The 23,285-nt window shown below is 68.4% G+C and carries 21 protein-coding genes; 16 read left to right on the forward strand and 5 right to left on the reverse strand.

From position 1 onward, the window contains the following. Positions 1–29: 29 nt before the first annotated feature. The 3 genes from F6B42_RS06520 to F6B42_RS06530 are packed head-to-tail and all read right to left on the reverse strand — an operon-like array spanning position 30 to position 3,102. Positions 30–578: an Lrp/AsnC family transcriptional regulator gene (locus F6B42_RS06520; RefSeq protein WP_150418831.1), complete on the reverse strand. Its 549-nt coding sequence runs from the start codon at positions 576–578 to the stop codon at positions 30–32. Next, a complete protein-coding gene (locus F6B42_RS06525; RefSeq protein ID WP_150418832.1) occupies positions 575–1,939 on the reverse strand; it encodes a M20/M25/M40 family metallo-hydrolase in 1,365 nt (454 codons plus the stop codon). The genes F6B42_RS06520 and F6B42_RS06525 overlap by 4 nt, the downstream gene beginning before the upstream one ends. Positions 1,940–1,941: 2 nt before the next feature. Further along, the gene (locus tag F6B42_RS06530) at positions 1,942–3,102 is read right to left on the reverse strand and encodes a M24 family metallopeptidase (RefSeq protein ID WP_191089294.1); all 1,161 of its coding nucleotides are present in this window, start codon (positions 3,100–3,102) and stop codon (positions 1,942–1,944) included. 371 nt (positions 3,103–3,473) lie between these two features. Here F6B42_RS06530 and F6B42_RS06535 point away from each other — a divergent pair, with 371 nt between their 5' ends. From F6B42_RS06535 to typA, 10 genes are all read left to right on the forward strand, one after another. Continuing rightward, positions 3,474–5,084 (forward strand): peptide ABC transporter substrate-binding protein, encoded by a 1,611-nt coding sequence (locus F6B42_RS06535; RefSeq protein WP_150418834.1) that lies wholly within the window; start codon positions 3,474–3,476, stop codon positions 5,082–5,084. 116 nt (positions 5,085–5,200) lie between these two features. Next, positions 5,201–6,130, forward strand: coding sequence for an ABC transporter permease (locus tag F6B42_RS06540; RefSeq protein ID WP_150418835.1), 930 nt, complete (start codon positions 5,201–5,203; stop codon positions 6,128–6,130). Then, entirely contained in the window at positions 6,120–7,070 is a 951-nt protein-coding gene (locus tag F6B42_RS06545; protein WP_150418836.1) for an ABC transporter permease, read from the forward strand. The genes F6B42_RS06540 and F6B42_RS06545 overlap by 11 nt, the downstream gene beginning before the upstream one ends. Then, on the forward strand, positions 7,067–8,791 hold the full coding sequence (locus tag F6B42_RS06550; RefSeq protein WP_150418837.1) for a dipeptide ABC transporter ATP-binding protein: 1,725 nt from the start codon (positions 7,067–7,069) through the stop codon (positions 8,789–8,791). Before F6B42_RS06545 ends, F6B42_RS06550 begins: the two co-directional genes overlap by 4 nt. A 9-nt stretch (positions 8,792–8,800) precedes the next feature. Next, on the forward strand, positions 8,801–9,352 hold the full coding sequence (locus F6B42_RS06555; protein ID WP_150418838.1) for a PH domain-containing protein: 552 nt from the start codon (positions 8,801–8,803) through the stop codon (positions 9,350–9,352). A gap of 258 nt (positions 9,353–9,610) precedes the next feature. After that, positions 9,611–11,338 carry an ABC transporter substrate-binding protein gene (locus tag F6B42_RS06560; RefSeq protein WP_150418839.1) on the forward strand — a complete coding sequence of 576 codons (1,728 nt, stop codon included), beginning with the start codon at positions 9,611–9,613 and terminating at the stop codon, positions 11,336–11,338. A 112-nt stretch (positions 11,339–11,450) separates the two neighbouring features. Continuing rightward, positions 11,451–12,971, forward strand: coding sequence for an ABC transporter permease (locus F6B42_RS06565; RefSeq protein ID WP_150418840.1), 1,521 nt, complete (start codon positions 11,451–11,453; stop codon positions 12,969–12,971). Then, positions 12,968–14,011 (forward strand): ABC transporter permease, encoded by a 1,044-nt coding sequence (locus F6B42_RS06570; RefSeq protein WP_150418841.1) that lies wholly within the window; start codon positions 12,968–12,970, stop codon positions 14,009–14,011. The genes F6B42_RS06565 and F6B42_RS06570 overlap by 4 nt, the downstream gene beginning before the upstream one ends. Then, a complete protein-coding gene (locus F6B42_RS06575) occupies positions 14,008–15,663 on the forward strand; it encodes an ABC transporter ATP-binding protein (RefSeq protein WP_150418842.1) in 1,656 nt (551 codons plus the stop codon). Before F6B42_RS06570 ends, F6B42_RS06575 begins: the two co-directional genes overlap by 4 nt. A 108-nt stretch (positions 15,664–15,771) precedes the next feature. Further along, positions 15,772–17,685 (forward strand): translational GTPase TypA, encoded by a 1,914-nt coding sequence (typA, locus tag F6B42_RS06580; protein ID WP_150418843.1) that lies wholly within the window; start codon positions 15,772–15,774, stop codon positions 17,683–17,685. 36 nt (positions 17,686–17,721) lie between these two features. Here typA and F6B42_RS06585 read toward each other — a convergent pair whose 3' ends face one another. After that, the gene (locus tag F6B42_RS06585; RefSeq protein ID WP_150418844.1) at positions 17,722–18,063 is read right to left on the reverse strand and encodes a DUF2200 domain-containing protein; all 342 of its coding nucleotides are present in this window, start codon (positions 18,061–18,063) and stop codon (positions 17,722–17,724) included. A 63-nt stretch (positions 18,064–18,126) separates the two neighbouring features. Between F6B42_RS06585 and F6B42_RS06590 the strand changes: the two genes are divergently transcribed. The 6 genes from F6B42_RS06590 (at position 18,127) to F6B42_RS06615 (ending at position 22,448) form a co-directional block, all read left to right on the forward strand. After that, positions 18,127–18,867, forward strand: coding sequence for an AzlC family ABC transporter permease (locus F6B42_RS06590; protein ID WP_150418845.1), 741 nt, complete (start codon positions 18,127–18,129; stop codon positions 18,865–18,867). Next, entirely contained in the window at positions 18,864–19,178 is a 315-nt protein-coding gene (locus F6B42_RS06595) for an AzlD domain-containing protein (protein ID WP_150418846.1), read from the forward strand. Before F6B42_RS06590 ends, F6B42_RS06595 begins: the two co-directional genes overlap by 4 nt. 47 nt (positions 19,179–19,225) lie before the next feature. Next, positions 19,226–19,615, forward strand: coding sequence for a histidinol dehydrogenase (locus F6B42_RS06600; RefSeq protein WP_150418847.1), 390 nt, complete (start codon positions 19,226–19,228; stop codon positions 19,613–19,615). Positions 19,616–19,624: 9 nt separating this feature from the next. Further along, a complete protein-coding gene (gene fdxA / locus F6B42_RS06605) occupies positions 19,625–19,951 on the forward strand; it encodes a ferredoxin (RefSeq protein WP_150418848.1) in 327 nt (108 codons plus the stop codon). Then, positions 19,948–21,054 carry a succinyldiaminopimelate transaminase gene (gene dapC / locus F6B42_RS06610; protein ID WP_150418849.1) on the forward strand — a complete coding sequence of 369 codons (1,107 nt, stop codon included), beginning with the start codon at positions 19,948–19,950 and terminating at the stop codon, positions 21,052–21,054. Before fdxA ends, dapC begins: the two co-directional genes overlap by 4 nt. 101 nt (positions 21,055–21,155) lie before the next feature. Further along, the gene (locus tag F6B42_RS06615) at positions 21,156–22,448 is read left to right on the forward strand and encodes a citrate synthase (RefSeq protein WP_150418850.1); all 1,293 of its coding nucleotides are present in this window, start codon (positions 21,156–21,158) and stop codon (positions 22,446–22,448) included. A 19-nt stretch (positions 22,449–22,467) separates the two neighbouring features. On the opposite strand, the gene ppk2 is transcribed toward F6B42_RS06615, so the two are convergent. Next, positions 22,468–23,268: a polyphosphate kinase 2 gene (gene ppk2, locus F6B42_RS06620; protein ID WP_191089295.1), complete on the reverse strand. Its 801-nt coding sequence runs from the start codon at positions 23,266–23,268 to the stop codon at positions 22,468–22,470. Between the last annotated feature and the right edge of the window lie 17 nt (positions 23,269–23,285).

Consider the following 23,285-nt stretch of genomic DNA (forward strand, 5'->3'; position numbering starts at 1 on the left):
CCCGCGATGTCAGAGCTGTGAGGTCGACATCACGGGCGTCGGCGCTTGCGCGTGGGTGATTCGGTCGCGAGGACATGTTCGAGCGGCTGGGGGTCGGCCAGGCGACCGATCGCGAGCATCGTCTCGACGCGGTCGATCCCGGGGATCGGCCAGACCTCCTCGACGAGGAGTCGCTGCAGGTCGGCATGATCGCGCACGCGGAACCGGGCCATCAGGTCGTAGCCGGCAGCAAGCACCAGCACTTCGGTCATCGCGTCGACGGCCTTCAGTGCCGACAGCACGGCGGCCGCGTCGGCATCGCCGGTGAGCCGGAGCGGCATCACGACGAGCATCGGGTAGCCGAGCGCGGCCCAGTCGAGCTCGATCGTGTGGCGGCGGATGATGTGACCGCGCTCCATGCGTGCGATCCGCTCGGCCACCGCGGGTGCCGACATCCCCACGTCGGCCGCGATGCTCCGCATCGAGGCGCGGGCGTCCTCGTGCAGGCGGTGCAGGATGCGCCGGTCGACGTCGTCGATCTCGAGCACCTCGCGCTCGGGTTCGAGAAGGGCGCGCAGACGGGTCGGATCGGTCGTCATACCCCTCCCCGGGCGGTGTCCGCGAAGCCGCTCCGCTCGAGCTCGCGGAGCACCTCGAGGGTGAAATGCACGTGGTCGAGGAAGTCCTCGACGTAGCCGTGCTCATCGTAGCCGTGCATGTTGCCGGCGGGTCGGAGCGTGCCGGTGGGGGAGATGATCGGAGCGCCGAGGTGCTCGAGGAACAGCGCACCCGGGCCCGCGCCCGTCATGACGTCGTACACGACCGGCTCGGCTCCGAAAGCGCTGCCGGCCGCACGGAGAACGGCATCGCCGAACGCCGACTCGACGGGCGAGAACGCCGGGGGAATCGACCGCACGACGGTGAGGACGACGTCCGGGTTCAGCTCGGCGAGGTGCGCGCGGACGGCGTCGACGATCTGCTCCGGCTCCATTCCGGGGACGAGCCCGAATCGCACGCGCGCCGTCGCCGAGGCCGGGATGCTTTGACGCACACCCTCGTCGAGGTCGAAGCCGGACAGGCTGATGGACGGTTCGAAGATGAAACGCGTGGCGAGCTCCGCGGCCGTCCCCGGGAGATGAGGGGTCACCCCGGGCCGAGCGATCGAGGGCCCCGGAAGCGTGATGTCCGCGGTGCGACGTTCCGCGCGCGCGTCCGGGACGAGGGCCTTCTCACGGACACCCGCGACGGCGATGCGCCCGTCCGCGGTGCGCAGCGAGGAGACGGCGGCCATGAGCTCGAGCGGCGCAGACCGCAGGATGGACGAGTAGGACGGATGCTGCGCCGAGGCGAGGATGTCGAGCGTAAGCTCGATCTCGAGCGAGCCGCGGCAGCCGAAGCCGACGGCGGGGCGACCGTCCTCTTCACGCAGGTAGCTCTCCCACAGGCACGCATCGGCACGGAGCTCGCGAGCGTGGGCCGCGAGGACGTCGCCGAGTCCGGGACTCCCGATCTCCTCGCAGGGGTCGGCGAGGTAGATCAGGCCGAACGGCGTCCGGCCGTCGTGCTCCTCGATCCACAGCCGCAACGACGCGAGGCGCCCCGCGGCATCCGCCTTGTCGTCGCAGGCGCCGCGGGCGTACATCGCTCCGTCTCGGATCTCGGCGGCGTACGGGGGCGAGGACCAACGCGCCGGATCGCCCTCGGGCTGCACGTCGTAGTGGTTGTAGAGCAGCAGGGAAGCGTCGCTCTCGCCGGCGCGGAAGCCGACGACCACGGGCCCGTAGCCGGGGATCTCGTACCGGTCGACGCGGTCCATCAGGGGCGCGAGCCGTTCCTCGATCCAGTCGGCGGCCTGGCCGATCGCGTCGAGGTCGCCGGCGACCGTCGGGAAGCGGCAGAGATCCTGCCAGCTTCCGACGATGTCGGCGGCGTCGCGGTCGATCCGCGGATCGCGGGCCACCGTCACTTGCCTCGGGGGAGCGAGACCGGGGTGAGCTCGTACGGGTAGTCCGAGATCAGCTCGTAGCCGTCCTCGGTGACGAGCACGATGTCCTCGAGGCGGACGCCGCCGAAGCCCTGTCGGTAGCACCCCGGCTCGATGGCGATGACGTCGCCGGCCACGAGCACGGCGTCGTTCTGGTTGAGGCTCGGCGGCTCGTGCACCTCGAGGCCGACGCCGTGGCCGAGCGAGTGGAAGTAGCCCTCGTCGAGGACTTCGCCGGGCTTCTTCGTCAGCTGCGTGGGCTGACCGGCCGCCTCGATGGGCTCGCAGGAGATGCGGTGCAGCTCGGCGACCGGCAGACCGGGGCGGATGGCGGCGAGCGTCGCGTCGAACGACTTCTTGACGATGTCGTAGTAGAACGCCAGCTCGTCGTCGATGTCTCCCTTGACGAACGTCCGCGTCATGTCCGAGTTGCCACCCGACGCGATGTCGCGCGGGCAGATGTCGACGGTCACCGGTTCGCCGGCCAGGATCTGACCCGATCCGGCGTGGTGGCCGATGCACGTCTGCGGGCCGTGGGCCACGATCATGCCGGCGTCCTCGCAGCCGTTGCGCAGGAACACGGCGCGGATGCGGTCCTTCAGGTCCTCGCAGGTCAGCGGCACACCGTCGAGCACCAGACCGCCGTCGGCGTCGAGCGTCGCACGATCGATCGCATCGGCGACGAGTGAGACCCCGGCCTCGGCGGCGACCTGAGCGCGACGGATGCCGGCGAGCTCGTGCGGCGTCTTGACCCGGCGACGCTGCACGAACAGATCGCGGTCGACCTGCACGTCGATGCCGTTCGCACGCAGGTGATCGGCGACCTCGAGCGGGAAGGTCGGCGGGACGGCCGCCGCGGACACGCCGAGTCGACGGCAGGCCGCGACGAGCGTCGACAGTTCGGCGAGATCCGGGTCCTGACCCGCGGCGCGGAAGTCGTCGAAGCCGAGTTCGTCGAGGGGGAAGACCGTCATGCCGGGAACATCGCGCATGCGCGCCGCCTCGAGCGATTTGATCGCCACGTGCGGAGCCCCGCCGATCTCGATGTACAGGAACGGATCGTGCACGTCGTGAGGAATGACGTGGCGCATGTCTGCGGCCAGTGTGCTCGCGTAGATGAGGATGGCGTCGTCCACCACGGCTGCTCTCTTCCGGTCGGTTCGGCCGCGACGTGCGGTTGACCGCGACTTTACATCACTGGGTCGAAGCCGTGCTCCGGCCTTCGTTACAGAGGTTGTTCGAACCATTCTCGTCAGTATCGAAGGCCCAGGACACCTCGTCGTCAGCCCGCGGGGATGGCGCACCGATCTCTACGCGCAGCACCGGCGCATCAGCGCGAGCAGGATGACAACCTCGGCGCGAGAATTATTGCCGACATGTAACGGTTTCGGGCTCGATGCGACCACGAGGCCCGTGCACGCTTATCGTCGCTGTATATCCCGTGCTCCGGACGTCGGCGTGGTTTCACCGTCGCGGTCTGCGAGCGCGTACCCGTCACCCAGGAGGAAACATGTCGAGACGACGTTGGGGAGTCGGCGCGATCGCGCTGGTGTCCGCCGTCACGCTCACGCTGACCGGTTGCTCGGCCGGCGGCGACGGCGACACGGGCGGAGGCTCCAATGCCTCCGCGATCATCACCACGAACGGCACCGAGCCGCAGAACCCGCTGGTCACGTTCGGGACCACCGAGACCGGCGGTGGGCGCATCCTCACCTCGATCTACGCGGGTCTCGTCAGCTACAACGCCGACGGAAGCATCCAGAACGAGGTCGCCTCCTCGATCGAGAGCGACGACAACGTCGTCTGGACGATCACCGTCGCCGACGGCTGGACGTTCAGCAACGGTGACGCGATCACCGCGCAGACCTTCGTCGACACCTGGACCGCAGGTGCTCAGGACGTCGACGGCGCGTACTGGTTCTACACGATCGAGGGCGCGTCGGACGACGGAAGCACCGCTCCCACCGGCCTCGAGGTCGTCGACGACATGACGTTCACCGTCACGCTCAAGGCGCCCGACGCCGACTTCCCGCTCCGCCTCGGCTACACGGCCTACATGCCGCTCCCGTCGGTCGCGTTCGACGATCTCGCAGCGTTCGGCGAGAGCCCGATCGGCAACGGTCCGTACATGCTCGAGGACGAGGGCGCCTGGCGCCACAACGAGGGCATCAACCTCGTTCCGAACCCCGACTACAACGGTGTTCGCGAGGTCGCGAACGACGGTCTGAACATCGTCTTCTACACCTCGCTCGAGTCGGCCTACGCCGACGCTCAGGGCGGCAACCTCGACGTGCTCGACACGGTGCCCGACACCGCGTTCGCGACGTACGAGAACGACTTCCCCGAGCGTTCGGTCAACCAGCCCGCCGCGATCTACCAGGGCTTCAACGTCCCCTTCTACCTGCCGGGCTTCGGCAACGACGAAGAGGGCCAGCTCCGCCGTGCGGCGATCTCGATGGCGATCAACCGCGACGAGATCACCGAGACGATCTTCCAGGGCACCCGCACCCCGGCGACCGACTTCACGTCGCCGGTCGTCGAGGGCTGGAGCGATGACCTGCCCGGCTCCGAGGTCCTCGAGTACAACCCCGAGGAGGCGAAGGCCAAGTGGGCCGAGGCCGAGGCGATCAACGCCTACACCGGTCCGTTCACGCTCGCCTACAACTCCGACGGCGGACACCAGGCATGGGTCGACGCGGTCGCGAACAGCATCTCCAACACCCTCGGCATCGAGGCGAGCGGCCTGCCGTTCCCGACCTTCGCCGCGGCTCTGGACCTCCGCACCACCGGCACGCTCACCGGCGCCACCCGCGCCGGATGGCAGGCGGACTACCCGTCGCAGGGCAACTTCCTGTCGGCGCAGTACAGCACCGGCGGCAGCTCGAACTACGAGGGCTACACCAACCCCGAGTTCGATGCGCTCCTGACCGAGGCCGCCTCGGCTCCGTCCGTCGAGGACGCGGCCGGTCTGTACGAGCAGGCTCAGGAGATCCTGATGCGTGACCTGCCCAGCGTTCCGCTGTGGTACCAGAACGCGGTCGGCGTCTGGGGCGAGGGCGTCGAGAACGTCGTCTTCGGCTGGGACTCGGTGCCGCTGTACAACCAGGTGACCAAGGGCTGAGTTCGGCTTCCGTCGATCATCGAGTACGGTGTCCGGGGCGCTTCGCGTCCCGGACACCGTGCTGATCGGCCTCATCGCCCTCCGCCACCCCGTACCCATTTAGGAACTATTCGTCGATGCTCTGGTTCATCGGTCGACGGCTGCTGCAGCTGATCCCCGTCTTCTTCGGGGCGACCCTTCTCATCTACGCCCTCGTCTTCCTGCTGCCGGGAGACCCGATCGCCGCCCTGTACGGCGATCGACAGCCGTCGCCCGCGGTCATCGAGGCGGTGCGCGCGCAGTACAACCTCGACAAGCCCTTCATCGTGCAGTACTTCCTCTACATCGGGGCGCTGCTGCAGGGCGACTGGGGCACGACCTTCTCGGGACGCCCCGTCATCGATGTGATGGCCCAGGCGTTCCCGATCACCCTTCGCCTCGCCGTCCTCGCGCTCGCCATCGAGGCCGTGTTCGGCATCGTCATCGGCCTCATCGCCGGCCTCCGCAAGGGCAAGCTGTTCGACGCGAGCGCCCTGGTCGTGAGCCTTCTGCTGATCTCGGTGCCCACGTTCGTCATCGGCTTCGTCCTGCAGTATCTCCTCGGCATCAGGCTGGGGTGGTTCCGCACCACCGTGAGCGCGGGCGCGCCCTGGGACGAGCTGCTCCTGCCCGCGATCGTGCTGGCGACCGTCTCGTTCGCGTACATCGTGCGCCTCACGCGCTCGTCGGTCGCGGAGAACCTGTCCGCGGACTTCGTGCGCACGGCCACCGCGAAGGGGCTCAGCCGCCCCCGCGTCGTCACCGTCCACGTGCTCCGCAATTCGCTCGTCCCCGTCGTGACCTACCTGGGCGTCGACCTCGGGTCCCTCATGGTCGGCGCGATCGTCACGGAGAGCATCTTCAACATCAACGGCGTCGGCGGCACGATCTATCGCGCCATCACGATCGGCGAGGGACCCACGGTCGTGTCCTTCGTCGCCATCATGGTGATCATCATCATGCTGGCGAACCTGCTCGTCGATCTTCTCTACGCCTGGCTCGACCCGAGGATCCGCTATGCCAAGTAATCTCCGCCGGAATCAGGACCACTTCGTCGCTCCCGAGGAGGAGACGCCGCTCCAGGCGATCGACGCGGTGTCGACCGACGACAAGCCCCGCACCGTCTGGAGCGACGCGTGGCAGTCGATGCGCCGTCGGCCCATGTTCTGGGTCTCCGCCGTGCTGATCGTCCTCATCCTCGTCATCGCGGCGTTCCCAGGACTGTTCTCGCCGGTGTCGCCGACGGCGAACTGCCAGCTCGCCGACAGCAACGGCGGCCCCGCGGCGGGGCACCCGTTCGGTTTCACCCGCCAGGGGTGCGACGTCTACGCACGCGTCATCTACGGCACGCAATCCTCGATTCTCGTCGGCGTCGTCGCGACCCTCATGGTGGCGATCTTCGGCTCGATCGTCGGCGCGCTCGCGGGCTACTACGGAGGCATCCTCGACGCGATCCTCTCGCGCGTCGCCGACATCTTCTTCGCCATCCCCACCGTGCTGGGCGCCATCGTGTTCATGTCGGTCGTCCCCGAGCGCACACCGCTCGTGGTGGCGCTCGTCATCGCCGTCTTCGCCTGGCCGCAGATCGCCCGCATCATGCGCGGCGCGGTGCTCACGGCCAAACAGGCCGACTACGTCGTCGCGTCGATCGCCCTCGGCGTCTCGCGCTGGCGAGTGCTGCTGCGTCACGTGCTGCCGAACGCGATCGCACCGGTGATCGCCGTCGCGACCGTCTCGCTCGGAACGTTCATCGTCGCCGAGGCGACCCTGTCGTTCCTGGGCATCGGGCTGCCGCCGACGGTCATGAGCTGGGGCAACGACATCAACGCCGCCCGGCAGTCGCTGACCACCAGCCCGATGGTGCTGATCTACCCCGCCGCCGCTCTCTCCGTGACGGTGCTGTCCTTCCTCATGCTGGGCGACGTCGTGCGCGACGCCCTCGACCCGAAGGAGCGTGCGCGCCGATGAGCGACACCACGTCCTCCGATGCCACGCCACTGCTGGACATCCGCAATCTGCACGTCGGCTTCCAGACGAAGGCGGGCCTCGTCCCGGCGGTGCGAGGCGTCGACCTGACGATCTACCCGCGCCAGTCCGTCGCGATCGTCGGCGAGTCCGGTTCGGGCAAGTCCACGACCGCGCAGGCCATCATCCGGCTGCTCCCCGGCACGGGCCGTGTCACCGATGGGCAGATCATGTTCGAGGGTCGCGATCTCGCGGCGCTGTCGAACCGCGAGCTGCAGTCGGTTCGCGGTGCGCAGATCGGCTACGTGCCGCAGGACCCGATGTCGAACCTGAACCCGGTGCTCACCGTCGGATTCCAGGTGCGAGAGGCCGTTCGCTCGAACCGGAGCGCAACCGGTCGCGCGGCTGTTCGGGACCGCTCCGTCGAAGTGCTCACCGAAGCCGGGCTGCCGGACGCGCAGGATCGGATGCGGCAGTACCCCCATCAGTTCTCCGGGGGAATGCGTCAGCGCGCCCTGATCGGCATCGGCCTGTCGGCGCGTCCGAAACTCCTGATCGCCGATGAGCCGACGTCGGCCCTCGACGTGACGGTGCAGCGTCAGATCCTCGACCACCTCGGCACGCTGACGACCGACTTCGGAACGTCGGTGCTGTTCATCACCCACGACCTGGGCCTCGCCGCCGAGCGTGCCGAGCACCTCGTGGTGATGTATCGCGGCCGCGTCGTCGAGTCGGGTCCGTCGAAGCAGATCCTCGCCGACCCGCAGCATCCCTACACGAAGCGACTCGTCTCTGCTGCGCCGAGCCTCGCGTCGCGGCGCATCCAGGCCGTGCGTCATCACGAGGACGTCGACGTGTTCGGTGCGGGTGAGGAGTTCCTCGCCCGAGCCGAAGAGCGGGAGGCCGAGGCGGAGGCCGTCGAAGCGCCCGCCGATTTCATCGACATCCGCAACGCCCGCCGCGTCTACAAGGTGCGGACGGGCGGGCTCTCCTCCAAGGAGATCGTCGCGGTCGACGATGTCAGCATCCAGGTCGCCAAGGGCACCACGACCGCGATCGTGGGCGAGTCCGGGTCGGGCAAGTCCACGCTTGCGAAGCTGTTCCTGCAGCTCGAGCAGCTGACGTCGGGTGAGATCCATTTCGACGGGAAGAAGCTGGGCGGGCTCTCTCGCGCCGATGAGCTGGCGTTCCGTCGTCGTGTGCAGCCCGTGTTCCAGGATCCGTACGGCACACTCGATCCGCAGTACAGCGTCGGCGACACCATCGCCGAGCCGATGCGCGTCCACAAGTTCGGCACGCAGAAGGATCGCTCGGCGCGCGTGCGCGAACTTCTCGATCAGGTGTCGCTGCCCATCGCCGCGAAGGACCGGTATCCGAGCGAGCTCTCGGGCGGTCAGCGCCAGCGCGTCGCGATCGCGCGCGCTCTCGCCCTGAAACCGGACGTGCTCGTCCTCGATGAAGCCGTGTCGGCGCTCGACGTCCTCGTGCAGGGTCAGATCCTGAACCTGCTCACCGAGCTGCAGACCGAGCTCGATCTGACCTACCTGTTCATCACCCACGACCTCGCGGTCGTGCGCCTGGTGGCGGACAACGTCTCGGTCATGCGCCGCGGGCGACTCGTCGAGTCCGCGACGACCGACGAGGTGTTCGACCATTCGACCGAGGACTACACCCGCGAGCTGCTCGCGGCCATCCCCGGCGCCGGCTTCCAGTTCGGCGTCTGACCCGCGCGCGTGAGGAAGACGTACCGGCCGGCGTCGGCGACCGTTGTGGTCGTGGGCTCCGGTCTCCTCGCGGTGTTCCTGCTCGGCGACGTCTTCATCCGGGGAGGCGTCGCGCAGGGACTGCGCCTCACGCCGTGGGTCGCACTCGTGGTCTGGGCGATCTACGCCACGTTGTTCGCGCCCTCGGTGGCCGTCGACGAGCGCGCTATCGTCATCGCCAACCCGCTGCGGGTGACACGTGCGCCGTGGCCCGCCGTGACGGACGTCCGGCTCCGCTGGCAGATCGTCGTCGACACGACCGACGGCCGGTCGGTCTCCGCCTTCGGCGGCCCCTCTCCGGGCAGACCCGCCCGTCCCCTCCGCGGCGCGCGACGAAGCGAGGTCGATGAGGCGGCGCGCACGCCCGCCTCGGTGCGCGAAGCGGAGGAGATCCGTGAGACGTGGCGCGCGAACGTCGATGCGCCGGGAGAGACGTCCGTGACAACGTCGTGGAACCGACAGGTCCTCATCCCGTTCGCGGTCATCGCCGCGGGCATCGCGCTCACCCTCATCCTCGGTTGACCCGACCCACCGTGGCCCATCCGACCGACTCATCGAGGCGTGGGCAGAAGTGCTCATCGTCGCCCCGTTCGGGTGAGCAAGCAGAGCTGTCGGGCCGCAATGCGCAGGACACATTTTGCTAACGAACTCGTTTCGTGCAACACGCTGGAAACGAACGCGCGCAAAGGTAGGGGGCATCTGAACTCAGCGACATGGATGCTGAGTGGGGGAGCGGAAAGGTCTTCCGCCGCCCGGATCATTAAGAGAACAGGAGTGGGAATGCGTTTCACGCGTATCTCCTTGACGGCCGCGAGCGCCGCTGCCCTGGCGCTCGTCGTTGCCGGCTGCGCGCCGGCGGACGGCGGCGACCAGGACACGACGACGGCGGCGAGCCAGTCCATCGCCGTTTCCGTGGGTCCCAACGACTTCATCAGCTACAACGGCTTCACCCCCGAGACCTACTCGACCTACAACTCGGCGATCGTGGACCGGATCTTCGCGGGCTTCAGCTACTTCGACGAGGTCGGCGCCATCCAGCCGAACAGCGACCTCGGCTCGTACGAGCTGATCTCCGAGGACCCGATGGTCGTCGAGTACACGATCGCCGATGACGCCGTGTGGTCCGATGGCACCCCCATCACCGTCGCCGATGCCGTGCTGGCGTGGGGCGTGCAGAACCCCAACCTCGCCGGTGCCGACGGACCGCTGTTCAACTCGGTCTCGCAGGACCTCGGCGACACCGTTCCCGAGGGCCCGCAGGGTGACGCCGACGCGAAGTCGTTCACCGTCGAGTTCGCCGCTCCCGACCCGGACTGGCAGATCCAGACGTGGCTGTACAGCCCCGCGCACGTGGTCGCCGAGCAGGGCGGCATGTCGACCGAGGAGCTCGTCGACGCCATCCGCGGCGGCGACGCTGCGGCGCTCACGACCGCAGCGGAGTTCTGGAACACCGGGTGGAACACCGACCCGGGCACGCTGCCGGACGAGGCCCTCATCCCCAGCTCCGGCCCGTACGTCCTCTCGTCGTGGGAGGCCGGTCAGTCGGTCACGCTGAAGCGCAACGAGGCCTACTACGGTGAGCCCGCCGCCAACGACGAGCTCGTCATCCGCTTCGTCGCGCAGGACGCGATGGTCCAGGCGCTGCAGAACGGCGACCTCGACGTGATCGCTCCGCAGCCCACCGTCGACACGGTCTCGCAGATCGAGGAGCTCGGCGACGCCGCTCAGCTGCTGACCGGACAGACCCTGACCTGGGAGCACCTCGACTTCAACTTCACGGGCAACGCGTCGCTCGCGAACAGCCTCGAGCTGCGCCAGGCGTTCGCGATGTGCGTTCCGCGCCAGCAGATCGTCGACAACCTCATCAAGCCGGTCAACCCCGATGCCGTCGTCATGAACGCGCGCGAGGTCTTCCCCTTCCAGGAGAACTACGACGAGGTCGTCTCCGAGTCGTACGACGGCCGTTACGACGAACCCGACGTCGAGGGCGCCAAGGCTCTCGTCGACGCCGCCGGGGCTGCCGGCACGGTCGTCCGCATCGGATACTCGGCGCCCAACCCGCGTCGTGCCGACGAGATCGCCCTCATCAAGTCGTCATGTGACCAGGCCGGCTTCGACATCCAGGACGTCGGCAACGCCGACTTCTTCCAGCCCGGCGGCACCCAGGAGCGCGGCGACTACGACGTGGCTCTGTTCGCCTGGGCCGGCTCCGGCCAGATCACCTCGGGCCAGAACATCTACGCCACCGACAAGCCGCAGAACTACGGCGGTTACTCGAGCCCGGTCGTCGACCAGGCCTGGGAGACGCTCGTGACGAGCCTCGACGAGTCGGTGCACCTCGAGCAGACGAAGATCATCGAGAAGCAGCTGTGGGACGACCTGTTCGGCATCCCGCTGTTCGCTCACCCCGGTGTCGACGCTGCCGCCGCCGACATCGACAACGCCATCCACTCTGTGGGACAGAGCGGCATCATGTGGAACGCCGAGAAGTGGTCGCGCGCAGAATAAACATATTCTGTCTCTGACACGACCAGAGTGTGGGCCGTCGCTGCGGTGACGGTCCACACTCCCGTGAGGGGCACATCTGTGCCCCGAGTACGACCAAGGGACCACCACTTCCGTGCTGAAATTCATCCTCCGCCGATTGGCGGCGGCGGCGGGCATCATGCTCGCCGCATCCCTCCTGATGTACGTCCTCACAATCAACTCGGGCGACCCGCTGGCTGACCTGCGCGAGAGCAACGCGGACAATCGCGATCAGTTGATCGCCCGCCGCACCGAGTACATGAACCTCGACCAGCCGTGGTATTCGCGCTACTTCACCTGGCTGGTCGGTGCGAGCAAGTGCCTGATCGGGCAGTGCGACCTCGGACTCACCCGTCAGGGCGTCGAGGTCTCCACGCTCGTCGGGCAGGCGGCGGCCTCGACGCTGAGGCTGGTGCTGCTCGCCACGATCCTCGCGTTGATCATCGGGATCGCCATCGGCATCATCACCGCGATCCGCCAGTACTCGGGTCTCGACTACGGCGTGACCTTCCTGACCTTCCTGTTCTTCTCGCTTCCGGTGTTCTGGGCCGCGGTGCTCTTCAAGGAGTACCGCGCGATCGGATACAACGACTGGATCCGGGACCCGCAGCTGACACCCGCGCAGATCATCGTCATCGCATTGCTCGCCGGACTCCTGGTGCAGGTGCTCGGCGGCGGTACGGTCAAGCGCCGTGTGATCACGTTCGCCGTCACCGCGGGCTTCATCGGGGCAGCGTTGCCCATCATGCTCGCAGTCGATGCGTTCCGCAGTCCTCGACTGACGGTGATCGGCGTCGCCGTGCTGACGGTCGCTCTCGCGCTGAGCGCCACGGTCGCGTCCGTGGGGCTCCACAATCGCCGCGTGCTCGTCATCGGACTGTCGAGCGCGGGCCTCGTGATCGTGATGCACCTGGCGCTGACGAACGTCTTCATCTATTACATGAACGGGGGCGTGCTCGCCGCTGGAGCGCTCCTCGCGATCATCGTGCCGTTCCTGATCGGGCGATTCTTCGGTGGACGCTTCCGCGGCCCGGCCACGGTCGTCTCGTTCGCGACGATCTTCGGCGGAGCGCTTCTGACCGTCGTCGATGCGCTGTTCCGCGTCTGGCCGTCGTTCCTGCAGCGCAAGCCGCGCCCGATCTCGACGATCGGCGCGCAGACGCCGAACTTCGACGGGACGTTCTGGCAGACCTTCCTCGACATCGGCACGCAGATGCTGCTGCCGACGCTCCTGCTGACCGTGATCTCACTCGCGTCCTACAGCCGCTACACGCGGACGTCGATGCTCGAGGTCGGAAATCAGGACTTCATCCGCACCGCGCGGGCGAAGGGCGTCCCCGAGCGGCTCGTGATCTTCCGTCACGCGTTCCGCAACGCGCTGATCCCGATCGCCACGATCGCCGCGTTCGACTTCGCGGGACTCATCGGCGGCGCGGTGATCACGGAACGCGTGTTCGGCTGGAAGGGGATGGGGGAGCTGTTCGCGACGGGCCTCGCCGAGGTCGACCCGAACCCCGTCATGGCCTTCTTCCTCGTGACCGGCCTCGCCGCGATCATCTTCAACATGCTGGCGGACATCTTCTACGCCGTCATCGACCCGAGGATCCGAGTATGACGAACCCGAACGACAACGTGCCGACCACGACGTCGGTCCTCTCGGTCGCCGAGGCCGAGGACGCCGCGCTGGCCAAGAGCACCGCCGCCCCCCGTTCGCAGGCGCGCATCGTGTGGGGCCGCTTCCTCCGCCACCGTGCGGCGACGATCTCCGCCGTCGTCCTGATCGTGCTGACACTCCTGAGCTTCACCTCGGTCGGCTTCTTCGGCATTCCAGGATGGTGGCCGAAGGACTACCGCGCCGCAGGTGACGTCGTCAACGGCGGCGTGCCCACCCTGAGCCTGATCCCCGAGTGGCTCGGCGGAGACGGCATCCGCATCGGCGAGCACCCGTTCGGGCAGGAGAACACCGGCAAGGACTACTTCGCTCTGACGATGATGGGCACGCAGCGCTCGATTCTGCTGGGCCTCGTCCTCGGCATCTCGTCCACCGTGATCGGCAGCATCATCGGCGCGGTGGCGGGCTACTACCGCGGCTGGGTCGACTCCGTGCTCATGCGCATCACCGACCTGTTCATCGTCATCCCGCTGCTCGCCCTCGCGGCCGTCGTCGGTCAGATCGCCGGCAACATCGGCGAGAACCCGATCCTGCTGGCGTTCATGCTGTCGCTGCTGACCTGGACGGGCCTCGCCCGTCTCGTGCGCGGTGAGGTCCTCTCGCTGCGCGAGCGGGACTTCGTCCTCGCGGCGCGCGCATCGGGTGCAGGCGGGGCGCGCATCATCTTCCGTCACCTGCTTCCGAACACGGTCGGCGTCATCGCGGTGAATGCGACGTTCGCGATCGCCGGCGCGATCCTGCTGGAGAGCTCGCTGTCGTTCCTCGGGTTCGGCGTGCAGCCCCCCGAGACGTCGCTGGGCCTGCTCATCAGCCAGTACCAGGGCAGCTTCACCAGCAGGCCGTGGCTGTTCTGGTGGCCGGGCATGATGATCCTCGCGATCGCCCTGTCCATCAACTTCCTCGGCGACGGCATCCGCGACGCGTACGACCCGCGCCAGTCGCGCAGCGTGCGTCGGGAGATCAAGAGGAGGAACCGCGCATGAGCATGACCGCCACGCGTTCTGCACTGAAGTTCACCGACCTCTCGGTCACCTTTCTCACCGGGTCGGGCGACGTCAACGCCGTGAAGGGCATCTCGCTCGAGGTCGCGCCCGGTGAGGTCGTGGCCGTCGTGGGCGAGTCGGGATCGGGCAAGTCGGTCACCTCGCTCGCGGCGATGGGACTCCTCGCGGAGAACGCGATCGTCCGCGGTTCTGTCGCCGTCGGCGAGACCGAGGTGATCGGGCTGCCGAACGAGCGCATGCGCAAGCTGCGCGCGAGCGAGATCGCCATGATCTTCCAGGAGCCGATGACGGCACTGAACCCGGTCCTCACGATCGAGCGTCAGCTGACCGAGATCTTCGAGCTGCACGACGTCGCCTACGGCGAGGACGCTCGGGACCGGTCGATCGAGCTCCTCCGCACCGTGGGCATCCCCGAGCCCGAGCGCCGGATCAAGCAGTTCCCGCATCAGTTCTCGGGCGGGCAGCGGCAGCGGATCGTCATCGCCATGGCGATCGCGCTGGACCCGAAGGTGATCATCGCCGATGAGCCGACGACCGCGCTCGACGTCACGGTGCAGGCCGAGATCCTCGATCTGCTGCGGCGCCTCAAGGACGAGCGGGATGCCGGCATCCTCCTCATCACCCACAACATGGGGGTCGTCGCCGACATCGCCGACCGTGTCGCCGTGATGTACCGCGGCGATCTTGTCGAGGTCGGGCGGGTCGAGGACGTGCTCACGCGGCCGCAGCATCCGTACACGAAGAAGCTGCTCGCAGCGGTGCCGCGTCTGGACCCCGAGCTGACCGCTCGGGCCGCCACCGGCGGTGGACGCGACGTCGTGCTCGAGGCGAAGGGACTCGTGCTCGAGTACGCGGGTCGAGGAAAGACCTTCCGCGCGGTCGAGGACGTGTCCTTCGACCTCGCCGCGGGCGAGGTCCTCGGCATCGTCGGCGAGTCCGGGTCGGGCAAGTCGACGATCGCGCGGGCCGTCCTCGGACTGATGCCGGTCGCCGGCGGGTCGTTGAGCCTGGGCGGCAAGGACCTCGCGAAGCTGCGAGGGCGCAAGGCGAAGGACGTGCGTCGCGACATCGGCGTGGTGTTCCAGGACCCCGCGGCCTCGCTCGACCCGCGGTTCCCCATCGGCGACTGCATCATCGAACCGATGGCGATCCACCGCGTGGGCACCAAGGCGGAGCGCCTCGACCGCGCCCGCGAGCTGCTGGATGCCGTGCGGCTGCCGCGGGATGTCCTCGAGCGGTACCCGCACGAGCTCTCCGGCGGTCAGCGTCAGCGCGTCTCGATCGCTCGTGCGCTCACGCTGCGTCCGAAGCTCTTCGTCGCCGACGAGCCGACGTCTGCGCTCGACGTCTCGGTCCAGGCAGCGGTGCTCGACATGCTCAAGGAGCTCCAGGAGACCTATTCGTTCGCCTGCATCCTGGTCAGTCACGACCTCGCGGTGGTCGATCAGCTCTCGGACCAGATCCTCGTCCTGAAATCCGGCCGGACGGTCGAGCAGGGGCCGACGTCGCGCGTGCTGCTGCAGCCGCACGAGGCCTACACGCGGGAGCTCCTCGCGGCGTCGCCCGTACCCGATCCGATCGAGCAGCGTCGTCGTCGCGAAGAGCGTCGCGCCGCTCTCGGCGCCTCCTGAGGCCGCGGATCGGCTCTCTCCGCGGGCACCCCGCATCCGTGCCGGGTGCCTGCGGTAAACTCGGGTGCCGGCATCCCGGCCGCTACCCCTTCTCTTGAGGAACCCTTCATGGCGCACGCCCTTCGTCCTGACCTCCGAAACGTCGCGATCGTCGCGCACGTCGACCACGGCAAGACGACCCTCGTCGACGCCATGCTCCGCCAGACCGGCTCGTTCGGCGAGCACTCGCACGTCGAAGAACGCGCGATGGACTCGAACGATCTCGAGCGCGAGAAGGGCATCACGATCCTCGCGAAGAACACCGCGATCACCTACAACGGCGCCCACACCGACGTTCCGGTCACGATCAACGTGATCGACACCCCCGGCCACGCCGACTTCGGCGGCGAGGTCGAGCGCGGACTGTCGATGGTCGACGGCGTCGTGCTGCTCGTCGACGCCTCCGAGGGTCCGCTGCCGCAGACCCGCTTCGTGCTGCGCAAGGCGCTCGAGGCGAAGCTCCCCGTCATCCTGCTCGTCAACAAGACCGACCGCCCCGACGCTCGCATCGCCGAGGTCGAGGAGGAGGCGCACGACCTGCTGCTCGGACTCGCCGGCGACCTCGTCGACGACGTTCCCGACCTCGACGTCGACGCCCTGCTCGACGTCCCCGTCGTCTACGCCTCGGGTCGCGCCGGCGCAGCGTCGCGCAACCGGCCCGCCAATGGCGAGCTGCCCGACAACGACGACCTCGAGCCGCTGTTCGACGCGATCCTCGAGCACGTCCCGGCCCCGTCGTACGACGACGAGGCGCCCCTGCAGGCGTGGGTGACGAACCTCGACTCGAGCCCGTTCCTCGGTCGTCTCGCGCTGCTGCGCGTCTTCAACGGCACCCTCAAGAAGGGCCAGACGGTCGCCTGGGTGCGTCATGACGGCACGCACTCGAACGCCCGCATCACCGAGCTGCTCAAGACGCAGGCGCTCGATCGCTTCCCGGCCGAGTCCGCCGGCCCCGGCGACATCGTCGCGATCGCGGGCATCGAGGACATCACGATCGGCGAGACGATCGCCGACCCCGAGGACGTCCGACCGCTGCCGGCCATCACGGTCGACGATCCCGCCATCTCGATGACGATCGGCACCAACACCTCGCCGCTCATGGGCAAGGTCAAGGGGCACAAGCTCACCGCGCGCATGGTCAAGGACCGCCTCGATCGTGAGCTCATCGGAAACGTCTCGCTGAAGGTCGTCGACATCGGCCGTCCCGACGCGTGGGAGGTGCAGGGCCGCGGCGAGCTCGCGCTCGCGATCCTCGTCGAGAACATGCGCCGCGAAGGCTTCGAGCTCACCGTGGGCAAGCCGCAGGTCGTCACCCGTCGCGACGAGAACGGCAAGCTGACCGAGCCCTTCGAGCACCTCACGATCGACGCGCCCGAGGAGCACCTCGGCGCGATCACGCAGCTGATGGCGGCACGCAAGGGCCGCATGGACACCATGACGAACCACGGCACCGGCTGGGTGCGCATGGAGTTCGTCGTCCCGTCGCGCGGCCTCATCGGGTTCCGCAGCGAGTTCCTCACGATCACGCGCGGCACCGGCATCGCCAACGCGATCTCGCACGGCTACGACGAGTGGGCGGGATCGATCTCGACGCGTCAGAACGGCTCCATCGTCGCCGACCGCTCGGGCGTCGTGACGCCGTTCGCGATGATCGCGCTCCAGGAGCGCATGAGCTTCTTCGTGCAGCCGACCGAAGAGGTCTATGAGGGCATGGTCATCGGCGAGAACTCGCGCGCCGACGACATGGACGTCAACATCACCAAGGAGAAGAAGCTGACGAACATGCGTTCGTCGACCTCCGACTCCTTCGAGTCGATGACCCCGCCGCGCGTGCTGACGCTCGAGGAGTCGCTCGAGTTCGCGCGGGACGACGAATGCGTCGAGGTGACCCCCGAGAAGGTCCGCATCCGCAAGGTCGCCCTCGCCGCGACCGAGCGTGCGCGCGCGACCGCCCGGCAGAAGCGTCAGGACGCGAACGCCTGATCGTCACCGATCACCCGAAGGTCCTGCGCGCCGTTCTCAGGCGCGCAGGACCTTCGTCATCTGCTTGCCGCGCGCGACCTCGTCGACGAGCTTGTCCAGGTAGCGGATGCGCTGCATGAGGGGATCGTCGATGTCCTCGACGCGGATGCCGCAGATGACACCGGTGATCAGCGACGCGTTCGGATTCATCCGAGCCGCCGCGAAGAAGTCGGCGAAGGTCGTCTCGGCAGCGAGGTGGTGCTCGAGCTCGTCCTGGTCGAACCCCGTGAGCCAGCGGGTGACCTCGTCGACATCGGCGCGGGTGCGACCCTTGCGTTCGGCCTTCGCGACGTAGTGGACGTACACGGACGCGACGCTGACCCCGAAGATGCGGCTCATGCGGCCAGCGTAGCTCGCACCGTCGGAACCGCCGAGGGCGCTCCGCTCGCTACGATCGGTCGAATGGGACAGGATGCCGCGTCGCGCCGAGCGTGGCGCGACGGCCTCGGCGTAGCCGCGGCTACGAGCGCGTACGGGATCTCGTTCGGGGCGCTCGGCGTCGCCGCCGGCCTCGACATCTGGCAGACCTGCGTGCTGAGTCTGCTGATGTTCACCGGGGGCTCCCAGTTCGCCTTCGTCGGTGTGTTCGCCTCGGGCGGCGTGGCGGCCCTCCCCGCCGCGGTCGCGTCCGCCGGGCTGCTGGGCGTCCGGAACGTCGCGTACGGGCTCCGGATGTCACCGATCGTCGGCGGCGGCGCGTTCCGCCGCGGCCTCGCGGTGCCGATGACGATCGACGAGTCGACGGCCGTCGCGCTCTCGCAGGAGCAGCCGCGCGCTCGGAGGATCGGGTTCTGGGTCACCGGCGTCGGAATCTACGTCGGCTGGAACCTCTCGACTCTGGCGGGCGCTCTGCTCGGCGACGTCCTGGGGGACCCACGGGCCTGGGGCCTGGACGCCGCCGCCGCTGCCGCGTTCCTCGCCCTGCTGTGGCCCCGGCTGAGGGCGGTGCAGGCGCGGGCCGTCGGCGCGGCGGCCGCGGTCGTGGCCGCCGTCGCGACGCCGCTGACGATGCCCGGCATCCCGGTCCTGATCGCCGCGGCGGTAGCCGTGACGATCGCCCTTCTCCGGCCGCGCACGCGCGTGGCCGGGCGGGACGACGCCGCCGAGCCCGACGACGTCGCGGAGCGGAGGGGGATGCCGTGACTCTCTGGACCGGCATCCTTCTCGCATCGATCGCCTGCGTCGCGCTGAAGGCGCTCGGCTACCTGCTGCCGGCGCGCTGGTTCGACGGCCCGCGGACGCAGCGCGTGATCGATCAGGTCACCGTGGCGCTCCTGGCCGCCCTCGTCGCGGTGCAGACGCTCGCGGCGGGCACGGCGATCGTGATCGACGCGCGCGTCCCGGCGCTCGGCGTCGCCGCCGTCCTGCTCGTGCTGCGCGCGCCGTTCCTCGTCGTCGTGCTCGCGGCGGCCGGGGTCGCGGCGCTGCTGCGGCTGTGGGGCTGGGCCGCGTAGCCGTCGTCCGGGCGGTCGAACCGCGGGATCGCACCTAGACTGTGCCGGTGCAGCAGAGGTGGGCGCGGCTGGCCGCGTGGTTCGTGTCACTCGTGGCGGGCGGCATCTTCGGCGTCGCCGGGACGATCGGGCAGGCGTACATGTTCGGGGTCCTCCCCGTCGGTCTCATCGTCGCCGTGCTCGGCATCACGGGGCTCGTCGGCGGACTCCGACTCGTCACGGGCGATCGGTGGACGGCGCTCGCGTGCGGATTGGGCGCGGTTCTGACCACGATGCTGTTCTCGGGCCGTGGTCCCGGTGGTTCGGTGGTCGTCCCGGCGCCCGTCGACGCGTCGATCAGCACCGGGATCATCTGGACCTTCGCGGTCCCGGTCGTCGTCGCGATCGTGGTCGGCTGGCCGTCGCTCGCTGCCGCCCGCCGCGTGCACACGAACTAGACTCGAACGGTGACTTATGTGATCGCCCTCCCGTGCGTGGACGTGAAAGACCGCGCATGCATCGACGAATGTCCCGTTGACTGCATCTACGAGGGTGAGCGATCGCTCTACATCCATCCCGACGAATGCGTCGATTGCGGTGCATGCGAACCGGTCTGCCCGGTCGAGGCGATCTACTACGAAGACGACCTCCCCGACGAGTGGCAGGACTACTACACGGCGAACGTCGAGTTCTTCTCGGATCTCGGGTCGCCCGGCGGCGCGGCGAAGGTCGGCGTGATCGACAAGGACCACCCCCTCGTGGCAGCGCTGCCGCCGCAGGGGGAGGTCCATTGAGCGTCCACGACCTCGCCGAGTACCCCTGGGATGCCGTCGCCCCCTACGCCGCGACCGCCCGCCGTCACCCCGACGGCATCGTCGACCTGTCGATCGGGTCGCCGGTCGATCCCACTCCGACGGTGGTCGCCGATGCCCTCACCCGTGCGACGGACGCACACGCCTATCCGCAGACCGTCGGGACGCCCCGCCTGCGTGACGCGGTGTGCGACTGGTACGCACGTCGGCGCGGCGTCCCCGACCTCACGCCGGGTCAGGTCCTGCCCACGATCGGCTCGAAAGAGCTGGTAGCGCTCCTGCCGCTGCTGCTCGGCCTCGGCGCCGGTGACATCGTGGCGCATCCGCGCGCGGCCTACCCGACCTACGAGGTCGGTGCACGCCTGGTCGGCGCCACACCCGTCGCGGCCGACGAGCCCGACGAATGGCCCGAGGGCACCCGGCTGGTCTGGATCAACTCCCCGGGAAACCCCGATGGACGCGTCCTCGATCACCGGGAGCTGCGCGAGGTCGTCGCTCGCGCGCGGGTCCTCGGCGCCGTCGTGGCATCGGACGAGTGCTACGCCGAGCTCGGCTGGGACGCCCCGTGGGACGAGCGCTCGGTCCCCAGCATCCTGGCTCCTGAGGTCACGGGCGGCGACGTCGCGGGACTGCTGTCGGTGTACTCGCTCAGCAAGCAGTCGAATCTAGCCGGCTACCGGGCGGCGTTCCTCGCCGGAGATGCCGACCTCCTCAGTCGTCTGCTGACCGCGCGCAAGCATCTCGGCCTGATGCTGCCGATGCCGGTGCAGGAGGCGATGGTCGCCGCGCTCTCGGACGATGAGCACGTCGCGGCGCAGAAGCAGCTCTACCGCGAGCGACGCGACATCCTCCGTCCGGCTCTCGAGGCGGCCGGCTTCCGCATCGACCACAGCCGAGCGGGCCTGTACCTGTGGGCGACGGCGGGGGAGGATGCATGGCAGTCCATCGGACGCCTGGCCGACCTCGGCATCCTCGCGGGCCCGGGCCACTTCTACGGGTCCCACTTCCCGCAGCATGTGAGGTTCTCCCTCACAGCCCCGACCGAGCGGATCGTCGCGGCGGCCGCACGCCTGCGGGTTTCGTAGGTTCCCTCACACGAATCCGCGGTTCTATTGGGCCCGCACGCAGTAGGCCCACGCGCCCGATAGGCTGTAGGAACCGCACCGGACGATCGCAAGGAGGCTTCGTGAACGACACGGGCACCCCGCAGAAGGCCACCGTCACCATCGGAGACCGCACCGCGGAACTGCCGGTGCTGCAGGGAACCGAGGGGGTTCCGAGCGTCGATTTCTCGACGTTCACCAAGCAGACGGGCCACACGAGCCTGGACTACGGGTTCGTCAACACCGCGGCCACGCGCTCGGCCGTCACCTACATCGACGGCGACAAGGGCATCCTCCGCTACCGCGGCTACCCCATCGAGCAGATCGCGCAGCATTCGACCTATCTCGAAGTCGCCTGGCTGCTGCTCTACGGCGATCTGCCGAGCGCGAGCGAGCTCGCCGACTTCGACGACCGCATTCGGCGACACACGCTGCTGCACGAGGACCTGAAGCACTTCTTCTCCTCCCTGCCGCATACGGCGCACCCGATGTCGGTGCTCTCGGCCGCCACCGCCGCGCTGTCGACCTACTACGAGGACCAGTCCGATCCGAACAACCCCGAGCACGTCGAGCTGAACACCGTCCGGCTCCTCGCGAAGCTTCCGGTGATCGCGGCGTACGCCCACAAGAAGAGCATCGGTCAGGCGTTCCTCTACCCCGACAACTCGCTGAGCTTCGTCGACAACTTCCTGAAGCTGAACTTCGGCGTCCTCGCCGAGGAGTACCGGGTCAACCCGGTGGTCTCGCGCGCGCTCGAGCGCCTGCTCATCCTCCACGAGGATCACGAGCAGAACGCATCGACCTCGACGGTACGGCTGGTCGGCTCGACCGGCGCCAACCAGTTCTCCTCGATCTCGGCGGGCATCAACGCGCTCTACGGACCGCTGCACGGCGGCGCGAACGAAGCGGTGCTCGACATGCTCGGGCGCATCCGCGACTCCGGCGAGAGTGTCGAGCGCTTCGTCGAGCGGGTGAAGAACAAGGAGGACGGGGTGAAGCTCATGGGCTTCGGGCACCGCGTCTACAAGAACTACGACCCGCGTGCGAAGCTCGTGAAGGAGTCGGCCGACGAGGTGCTCACCGAGCTCGGCGTCGTCGACCCGCTGCTGGATCTGGCGAAGGAGCTCGAGGAGATCGCGCTCAGCGACGACTACTTCAAGGAGCGTCGCCTGTACCCCAACGTCGACTTCTACACCGGGGTGATCTACAAGGCGATGGGGTTCCCGACGCGGATGTTCACGCCCCTCTTCGCGATCGGTCGTCTCCCCGGGTGGCTCGCGCACTGGCGCGAGATGCAGAACGACCCGCAGACGAAGATCGGGCGCCCGCAGCAGCTCTACGTGGGCTCCGCCGCGCGCGACTACCCGCAGGCCTGACCTCGCCCGACCGCGATGCTCACTCCTCGGTGAGCGTCGCGGCGTAGTCCGGTACGTACCCGTCCAGCTGCTGCGGCGGCCGGTCGTACCCGCCGGAGGGCGGCCGCGGCGGGATCTCGATCTCGGGTCGCTCGACCACCTCGTACGGGACGCTGTCGAGAAGGTGGTGGATCATGTTGATCCGCCCGCGGCGCTTGTCCTCGTTGTCGACCTCGTGCCAGCGCGCCTCGGGGATGTCGGTGTGCACGAACATCGTGTCCTTGGCCCGCGAATAGTCCTCCCACTTGGTGATCGAGAGCACGTCGTTGGGGGAGAGCTTCCACCGGCGCATCGGATCCTCGTTGCGGGACCGGAAGCGCTTCTCCTGCTCCACGTCCGACACGCTGAACCAGTACTTCAGCAGCAGGATGCCGTCTTCCACCAGCATCCGCTCGAAGATCGGCGCCTGGTGCAGGAAGCGGTGGTACTCGTCGGATGTGCAGTACCCCATGACCCGCTCGACGCCGGCTCGGTTGTACCAGGAGCGGTCCATCAGCACGATCTCGCCGGCGGCCGGCAGGTGTGCGACGTAGCGCTGGAAGTACCACTGCGTCTTCTCGCGCTCGGTCGGAGCCGGCAGAGCGACGATGCGCGCGACCCGCGGGTTGAGGTATTCGGCGACGCGTTTGATCGTCGAGCCCTTGCCCGCGGCGTCGCGGCCCTCGAAGACGACGACGATGCGGGCGCCGGAGGCCTGGACCCACGCCTGCATGTCGACGAGTTGCGCCTGGAGGCGCTTCAGCTCGCGTTCGTAGAGCTTCTTGGGCAGTCTGTCGACCATCGGCGCACCTCCGTGTG

The organism is Microbacterium radiodurans (genome assembly GCF_008710705.1).
Taxonomy (GTDB): domain Bacteria; phylum Actinomycetota; class Actinomycetes; order Actinomycetales; family Microbacteriaceae; genus Microbacterium; species Microbacterium radiodurans.